This is a genomic window from Ruegeria sp. BHSB064, assembly GCF_059613205.1.
Map to the genome: position 1 here is coordinate 52,324 of NZ_JBXWSB010000015.1, position 7,777 is coordinate 60,100.

Sequence of the window (7,777 nt, forward strand, 5' to 3'; positions counted from 1 at the left end):
TCTTATGAGGATACCTGTTCACGAAGGACCGACGCAGTAAGCGAGATCATCAGGTAGATACCAGCAAATAACAGGAATGCCAAAATCGTATTTTCAAACTTGCGCGGATAGCTGGGTTCCTGACTGGGAATAGGGTTCACCGAAACAGTCAGATACCGAACCTGCCGATTGGCCTCGGACCGGGTCGTTTCCATTTGCTGCATTGCTGTTTGCAGCATCATGTCACGGGCCGCCAGATCAGCCTGGGCGATCTGTATGCGCACGCTTAGCCGGGCCAGCGAATTTTCGCCGGCAGAGGCGTCCTGCATTTGGGCATTCAACTCTTCCAACACCTTTTCCAGCCGGGCGATATCAGCCTGAACGCCATCTACTTTGGCTTTGTTCGGGCGCAGGTTGTCCAGCAAAGCCGCAAGCTCAAGCTCTTTGTCCTGAACCAATATCTCGATTTCATTGATGCGACTTCGCAGGCTTGCGATTACGTTTTCCGGATCCAGCACAGCGCCCTGCAACTGAAGTTCAATCAGCTCTTCCTGCGCCTGTTTGCGCGCCTCTTGCGCCGCCTCAAAGCTTTCAATCGCATCACGCATCTGGTCTTCGCGTTTTTTACCGGAAAGCGCGTTCACCCGGTTTTCGGCGTACGAGATCAGACGTTCCGAGAATTCGGTCGAGGTCTGTGGATCCGGGGCCGCGACCTCCATCCGAATGACACCTTCGGTTGGATCGTAGCCGATGGTGATCATGCGTTTGAACAGTTTGTAAGCGTCCTCAAGTGACGCGTCGGCGGCCAGCCTCTGAACCGGGTCGATCCAGTCCTGTTTGAAGACATCCGAAAACCCTGCATCCTGATCCAGCAACAGCAGCGCCTCTTTCGATTCGAGAAAGGACTGCACGGAGATCGAGTCCTGCGTTGTGGCAAACTGGGTTCCCGCCAGCAAACCACCAACACTGCCCGGTCCACCGTCTGCCTGCAGGATCAAAAACTCTGAATCGCTTGCATACATCGGGGTGGCGATGCGGTAGAAATAGAAACCCACGACAAAGGTCGGCAGAAAAACAAACGCGGCCAGCCGCGCAAACAAAGCAAACAGTTTGCGTTTGCGTCTGCGCGCAATGTCTTTCTGGATTTCGCCAATCTCAAGGTTGCGTCGTTCAGCGGGGCTCAGCTCGGGTCCCGGTAAATTGGGTTGTTTCGCACCCACAGCCTGCGGCAGCTTGATACTGACCTTGTCCTTGGTGTTGTTCTCTTCGTTTTGGGTCGAGGGTCTGGCCGCAGCAAGATCCAGAAGATTGGTGCGCTGGAACGAGTCGATGCCCTTTTGACGCAACAAACGCACCGCATCATAATCCGAGGTCGCAGCCAGCCCATGTTTCTGCGCCAACCGTCGTGCGATACGCAACTGGCGTCCCGTCAAACCTTCGCGTTTGATATCGTCCAACTGCGTTCCCGGCTGCGCCTCATCCGCAGCGGGTTGGCCTTGCGTTGCGTTACGAATGCGCGAAATTGCGTCAGCGCGCGCTTGGGCGGAACCGTCGATCTGCTGGTTGCGGCGCCAGTTGTACTTTCTAACCTTGGGATTCGTAGTCATATAACTGCTTAGCCTCTTCCAAGGATTCAAACATGTACAATTGCCCGTCCAAGAGGACGGCGGCTTGTTGGGCAAATTTCTCTAACACGGACGGGCTGTGCGATACGATGACCAGAGTTGTGGTGCGCAGTCTTTCTTTCAGGATTGAGCCGGCTTTTTCATTGAACTCGACATCCGTTGTTGCGGGCATCCCTTCGTCGATCAGATACATGTCGAAATCCAGCGCCAGCATCAAAGCGAAGGTGAACCGGGAACGCATCCCCGAGGAATAGGTCGCCAGCGGTTGATCGAAGTATTCACCCAGACCACACAGCCACTTGCAATAGGCTTCGATATAATCCGGGTCCATGCCATAGATTTTGGCGATGTATCGCGCATTCTCAAGCGCTGACAATTTTCCCGACACACCACCCGTGAACCCCATGGGGAAAGAGACGCGGCATTCGCGTCGGATCACGCCCTCGTCTGGTTTTTCCAAACCAGCCATCATATTGATTAGCGTGGTTTTTCCAGTGCCGTTCGGGGCCAGAACCCCCAGTGACGTGCCCAGCTCGACCCGGAACGAGACCTGATCCAGAATCACCTTGCGGCGGGTTCCGGTCCAGAAGGACTTGCTGACATTGTCGAACTCTAACATTCGGGGCCTGCTGCTCGTGTTCCGTTGTGTTGCCGTTCTTTGAGGCGGCCGGAGAAGGTTATTTTTACCGTTCCATGTTGGCTACATTATGTCGAATTATGAAACAAATGATCAATGCGTTGCGGTAAAACCTGTGACAACCTGATTGGCGGTGTGTCCGGCGGGCCTTATGTTCCCCATCGTGACGCGTGGGCCAAAAGAGGTTTTGACATCCGATGGACAGCTTAGCCGACGAAATTCGGGCCTGTCGCCTGTGCGCAGACAGGTTTGCACAGACAGCAACGGCGCATGAACCACGCCCTGTTGTTTGGTTTCGGTCTGGCACGCCAATTCTGATCGCAGGGCAGGCGCCGGGTGCACGCGTGCACGAGTCGGGGCGGCCGTTCACAGACCCGTCGGGTGACAGGCTTCGGCAGTGGTTGGGGATAGATGAGACGGTCTTTTATGATCGCGACCGCGTGTCGATTGTACCCATGGCGTTCTGCTTTCCCGGTTACGATGCCCGCAACGCCGACCTTCCGCCGCCCGCCCTGTGCCGAAACACCTGGCATGATCGGGTGATGAGCATTTTGGGCCAGGTGCCGTTGACCGTCCTGGTCGGGGGGCATGCGCACAAGTACCACCTTGGCGCACGCGGTTCGGTCACAAGCACCGTGCAAAGCTGGCAGGACCATGCGCCGCGGGTCTTTGCCTTGCCACATCCGTCCTGGCGCAATACGGCATGGTTGAAGAAAAACCCGTGGTTCGAGGCCGAGCTTTTACCGGTATTGCGCGCGCGGGTCCGAGAGGTGTTGAATGACTGAAACCACGGCGTTGGACGCTGCACATGCCGCAATGCAGGCGGATCCGCAAAATAATGCCGCCCGGCTGCGTTTTTTTGAGCGGCTTGCCGACAGCGAACTCTTCCTGATGCTGACCGAGGAAGCGCGGGACGAGAATATCTCGCCCGAATTGTTCGACGTGGCGGATGGGCGCTTTGTTCTGGTATTTGACCGCGAAGAACGGCTGGCACAATTCGCAGGTCGCCCTGTACCTTACGTGGCGCTTTCGGGACGGGTGCTTTCAGGGATGCTGGCAGGGCAGGCGATCGGGCTGGGCCTGAACCTGGAAACTGCGCCATCTTCGATGCTGGTTCCGGCAGAGGCGCTGGGTTGGCTGGCCGAAACGCTGCAACACAGTCCAAAAGAGGTTGAGGAAAAACTGGCTGAATTCCTGCCGCCATCTGGCTTGCCCGATAATTTGCTGACGGCGCTGGATGCCAAACTGGCAACCGCAGGCGGGTTGGCGCGCGCAGCCTATTTGGTTGCCACCAAGTCAGAATCTGGCGCGCAGGGGCATTTGTTGGGTTTTGTCGATGTGGTTGAAGGGGCTGAGCCCGCGCTGGCCAAGGCCGCGTCCGAGGCGTTGACCTTTTCCGGGATCGAGGCGGGCGCGATGGATGTCGGTTTTTTCACAGCCAGTGAGCCTGCTGCTGCGTTGTTGGCCAAAGTCGGACTTCGGTTTGATCTTCCAGTGCCCAAAAGCGTCGAGCAGGTAAGAGAGGCCCCCGGCAGTAACCCGGACAATCCGCCAATTCTGAAGTAGGCGTCTCAACGCATACACGCGGCACAAACCGCACCGCGTGTTGTTGCATAAACGCGTTTAGTTATTCCGCCGCTGGTTCCAATTTGTCCTGCGTGCGGGTCTCGAAATCGCTGGCGTCGTGGCGCTCGTGCAGCTGTGTATGCGGCTCGCCAAAGGCGCGGTTGACCATGCGACCGCGCTGAACCGCCGGACGCGCGTCAATTTCTTTGGCCCACCGCATGACGTTTTTGTATGATTCAACGTCCAGGAACTCGGCAGCGCTGTAAAGACGGCCCAGTACCAGTTGGCCGTACCATGGCCAGATCGCCATGTCGGCGATCGTGTATTCTTCGCCTGCGATATAGGTCTTGTTCGCCAATTCCCGATCCAGAACGTCCAACTGGCGCTTGGTCTCCATCGCAAAGCGGTTGATCGGGTATTCCCATTTCTCGGGCGCGTAGGCGTAGAAATGGCCGAACCCGCCGCCCAGATACGGCGCGCTGCCCATTTGCCAGAACACCCAGTTCATAACCTCGGTGCGCTCGGGTCCTGATGCGGGCAGGAACGCGCCGAACTTTTCAGCCAGATGAAACAGGATCGAAGCGCTTTCGAACACGCGCGTGGGTGTATCCCCGGACCGGTCCCAAAGGGCCGGAATTTTCGAATTCGGGTTGGCTCCGACAAAACCCGAGCTGAACTGATCGCCCTCGCCGATATTGACCAGCCAGGCATTGTATTCAGCGCCTTCGTGACCCAGCGCCAACAGTTCCTCCAGCATGACCGTGACTTTGACGCCGTTGGGTGTGGCCAGCGAGTAAAGTTGCAGCGGGTGGCGTCCGACCGGCAGGTCTTTGTCGTGGGTCGCACCGGCAATCGGCCGGTTGATGTTGGCGAACTGACCGCCGCTTTTGCTGTCCCAGGTCCAGACCGCTGGGGGGGTGTAGGGGGATTGGTCGCTCATCTCTTGCCTTTCTTGCCGTTGTCAGGGCTGTCTTAAAGCTAATATTGCAAACCGCCGAGTCCAACCCGCTGCAGTTGGCTTATTCTGTAACAATCGCCGTCCAAACTCTCACGTTTTCTCGTGTCGGGTCACAGCGGCGTTAGGGGGACTACGAACTGAACGGGAATCGCATATTGTCTTGTCAGACCCGCCACAACGGCATCACGGACACAGTTGACCCGAAAAGGATAGACCACATGAAACGCTTTGCATTGACTTTCGCTGCAGCCATGGCACTGGCGGTTCCGGCATTTGCCGGACCTCAATATGTTGATGGCACCGGCTTTGCTGTCTCGGGTTATGACGTGGTTGCATATCGCAGCCTGGATCAGGTGCCGGTTGGCCAGTCGCAGCCCGAAGCCGTGCGCGGAAAAGCCGACATTACTGCAGAATATAACGGTGCAACCTGGGCTTTTGCGACCGAAGAAAACCGCGACAAATTCCTGGAAAACCCGGCCTTCTATGCCCCGCAATATGATGGCCACTGCGCTTATGGCGTGTCAAAAGGCGGAAAGGTTCCGGCCAACCCCAACTTGTGGCGCATTGTCGATGACAAGCTGTACCTGAACATCACCGACGTCGTTGTTGGCTTTTGGGAAGAAGATGTGCCCGGCAACATCAATATTGCTGAAGGCAACTGGCCAGGCATCGAATCCTCGGACGCATCCACAAGTGTGATCCCGAAATTCACCTCGGAAGGCCCGGTCACAAACTGATCTGACGCCTTGGGGAGAAAAATTCAAAGCCCGGTCGCTCTGGCCGGGCTTTTTTGCATTCAGCCCGCCAGCCAGAATTGATCTCGGATATCCTGATCGGCATCAAACCGGATCTTCACGCTTTTGGCGCCTGGAAATTTGCGTTCGCAGATCGTGTCCGGGATCACCACCTCTCCAGCACCGGTGTCCTTGGACTGAAAGCTCAGAATCTCTGCCTCGGTATGCCGCGCGCCGCTCAGGACTGTCGTTGGCAGGGCCACACGATTTGCACCGTGATGCACGGGTGTGGTGACGAAATAGGTCAAGTGCCGTCCGTAACAGCCGACTGCATCTGGAACATGGTCCGAAACGCACGCTTCGGGCACGTCAAACCCATCTGCGTTGTGCTTATGTGACAAGACTTGCTCAGGGCTCAGCATTGCCTTGCAGGCGGCGATATCCTCCTGCGGCAACTCAATGATCCGCTTTTTCAAACGCGGCCGACGCGGTTGAGCCTGGCCAGCTTTACCACCGCCTTTTTTCGCGAATCCTTCGTTGCGCAGGAAATCATAGGCGGCCTTGGCGCGTGAAAACCCGGAGCTATCCCCATCCCTGTGATCGGGATGCGAATGAAAGGCGATCTGTCGCCACGCCTCTCTGATTTCATTGGAACTGGCAGATGGGGGCAATCCCAAATCTGCAAGGGCATCAGTGCGCGCCCGCACTTTATCTACAGGTTCCATACTCAAAAACACTCGTTACAAACTACACGCCTCCAGTGTCGCCAAGGTCATAGTTTTGTCAAATTACGGGGTGGATTTGCGAGGGTGCAGACAACAATCGCGATCGTGCGATTCAATTGTCCTGTGAAACTGCAAATTTGCGAATATGAGTGTGAAACAGTTCACACAAAATGGAACGAAAGTCGCCCGAGGTATGTGTAACCCGGGCGAATCGTTGAATTTTTCCGTCTTAGGCGACGTTTTCCAGTTCAACGCGCGGCGTGATGCCAAGCGCAAAGCATACATCGCGGGTCAGTTCCGGACGGTTCAGTGTATAGAAATGCAGCTTGTCCACGCCACCTTCGATCAGGTCAGAACAAAGCTCGGTGCAGATCGCGGTTGCCAGCAGATCCTCGCGCCCATCGCGCACTGCCTTTTCGAAAGCCTGTTCAACCCAGACTGGAATATGTGTGCCGCAGCGCTTGGCGAAATTGCGGGCACCAGCCCAGTTCTCGATCGGCAGAATGCCGGGCACAATCGGCTTGTCGATGCCAGCTTTGGCGCAGGCGTCGCGGAACCGGAAGAAAGTTTCAGCCTCAAAGAAGAACTGCGTCAAAGCCTCGTCCGCACCCGCGTCCAACTTGGCCTTCAGCCAATTCACATCCGCAGCCATATCGGCCGCTTCGGGGTGTTTGTCAGGATAGGCGCCGACGCGAATGCTGAACATCTCGGTTTCGGCCAGCGCTTCAATCAGCTCGACCGAGCTGACGAACCCCTTGGGATGTGGCACGAACTTGTCCTGACCCTTTGGCGGGTCGCCGCGCAGGGCCACGATGTCCTGCACGCCGGCGCGCGCGAAGGCGTCGGCGATTTCCAGCGTTTCCTGTCGCGAAGCATCGACACAGGTCAGGTGCGCGGCCACGTTCAGGCCTGACGATTTATGAAGTGTCGAAACCGCGTCACGCGTCAGCTCGCGCGTTGTGCCACCCGCGCCGTAGGTAACGGACACAAAGCGAGGGTCCAGGGGGGCCAAAGTCTGAACCGTGTCCCAAAGACGGAATGAGGCTTCCAGGGTTTTGGGCGGAAAGAACTCAAAGGAAATTTCAGGTTTGGACATAACGGCCTCGCTGGATCATCTGAGCCTCTTGTGCCATGGCAGACAATGTGAGACAAACTCATATTATTCAACAACAACATGAATGCTGTTCGAAATGCATATTGAATTCCGGCACCTGCGTACCATCAAAGCGATCCATGAATGCGGTGGGCTGGCGCGTGCAGCAGACCAGTTGAACATCACTCAGTCTGCATTAAGCCATCAGATCAAGGGGTTGGAGGATCAGGCCGGGGTCGAGCTTTTTCTGCGTCGATCCAAGCCCATGAAACTGTCGGCTGCCGGGTTGCGTTTGCTGCGATTGGCGGAACAGATCCTGCCACAGGTCGAGGCCGCTCAGCATGAATTTTCTTCGCTGCGGGATGGGCGCACCGGGCGGATGCATATCGCCATTGAATGCCACGCCTGTTTCGAATGGCTGTTCCCGGTTCTTGAGGCTTTCAGGAAATCTTGGGGCGAT

The 7,777-nt window shown here is 56.6% G+C and carries 9 protein-coding genes; 4 read left to right on the forward strand and 5 right to left on the reverse strand.

The window, feature by feature from the left end; genetic code table 11:
- Positions 1–2: 2 nt before the first annotated feature.
- Both AC2FNU_RS05855 and AC2FNU_RS05860 read right to left on the reverse strand, forming a co-directional pair.
- The gene (locus tag AC2FNU_RS05855) at positions 3–1,586 is read right to left on the reverse strand and encodes a KpsE/RkpR family capsule polysaccharide export protein (RefSeq protein ID WP_496785958.1); all 1,584 of its coding nucleotides are present in this window, start codon (positions 1,584–1,586) and stop codon (positions 3–5) included.
- Positions 1,564–2,223, reverse strand: a complete 660-nt coding sequence (locus tag AC2FNU_RS05860; RefSeq protein WP_480798265.1) for an ABC transporter ATP-binding protein — start codon at positions 2,221–2,223, stop codon at positions 1,564–1,566. The genes AC2FNU_RS05855 and AC2FNU_RS05860 overlap by 23 nt, the downstream gene beginning before the upstream one ends.
- Before the next feature lie 215 nt (positions 2,224–2,438).
- On the opposite strand from AC2FNU_RS05860, the gene AC2FNU_RS05865 reads away from it, so the two are divergent.
- Together AC2FNU_RS05865 and AC2FNU_RS05870 are read left to right on the forward strand one after the other, a co-directional pair.
- Entirely contained in the window at positions 2,439–3,026 is a 588-nt protein-coding gene (locus AC2FNU_RS05865; protein WP_496785959.1) for a uracil-DNA glycosylase family protein, read from the forward strand.
- A complete protein-coding gene (locus tag AC2FNU_RS05870; RefSeq protein ID WP_496785962.1) occupies positions 3,019–3,807 on the forward strand; it encodes an SseB family protein in 789 nt (262 codons plus the stop codon). The genes AC2FNU_RS05865 and AC2FNU_RS05870 overlap by 8 nt, the downstream gene beginning before the upstream one ends.
- Before the next feature lie 61 nt (positions 3,808–3,868).
- Here AC2FNU_RS05870 and yghU read toward each other — a convergent pair whose 3' ends face one another.
- On the reverse strand, positions 3,869–4,747 hold the full coding sequence (gene yghU, locus AC2FNU_RS05875; RefSeq protein ID WP_496785964.1) for a glutathione-dependent disulfide-bond oxidoreductase: 879 nt from the start codon (positions 4,745–4,747) through the stop codon (positions 3,869–3,871).
- Between the two features lie 236 nt (positions 4,748–4,983).
- Here yghU and AC2FNU_RS05880 point away from each other — a divergent pair, with 236 nt between their 5' ends.
- Positions 4,984–5,502 carry a YHS domain-containing (seleno)protein gene (locus AC2FNU_RS05880; protein ID WP_480798269.1) on the forward strand — a complete coding sequence of 173 codons (519 nt, stop codon included), beginning with the start codon at positions 4,984–4,986 and terminating at the stop codon, positions 5,500–5,502.
- A gap of 59 nt (positions 5,503–5,561) precedes the next feature.
- Here the strand turns inward: AC2FNU_RS05880 and AC2FNU_RS05885 are convergent, their stop codons facing one another.
- Positions 5,562–6,224: a J domain-containing protein gene (locus AC2FNU_RS05885; protein WP_496785967.1), complete on the reverse strand. Its 663-nt coding sequence runs from the start codon at positions 6,222–6,224 to the stop codon at positions 5,562–5,564.
- Positions 6,225–6,453: 229 nt separating this feature from the next.
- Positions 6,454–7,320: a methylenetetrahydrofolate reductase [NAD(P)H] gene (gene metF, locus AC2FNU_RS05890; RefSeq protein ID WP_496785971.1), complete on the reverse strand. Its 867-nt coding sequence runs from the start codon at positions 7,318–7,320 to the stop codon at positions 6,454–6,456.
- A gap of 94 nt (positions 7,321–7,414) precedes the next feature.
- Between metF and AC2FNU_RS05895 the strand changes: the two genes are divergently transcribed.
- Positions 7,415–7,777: LysR family transcriptional regulator (locus AC2FNU_RS05895; protein ID WP_496785976.1), on the forward strand; the 363-nt coding region annotated here is incomplete at its 3' end.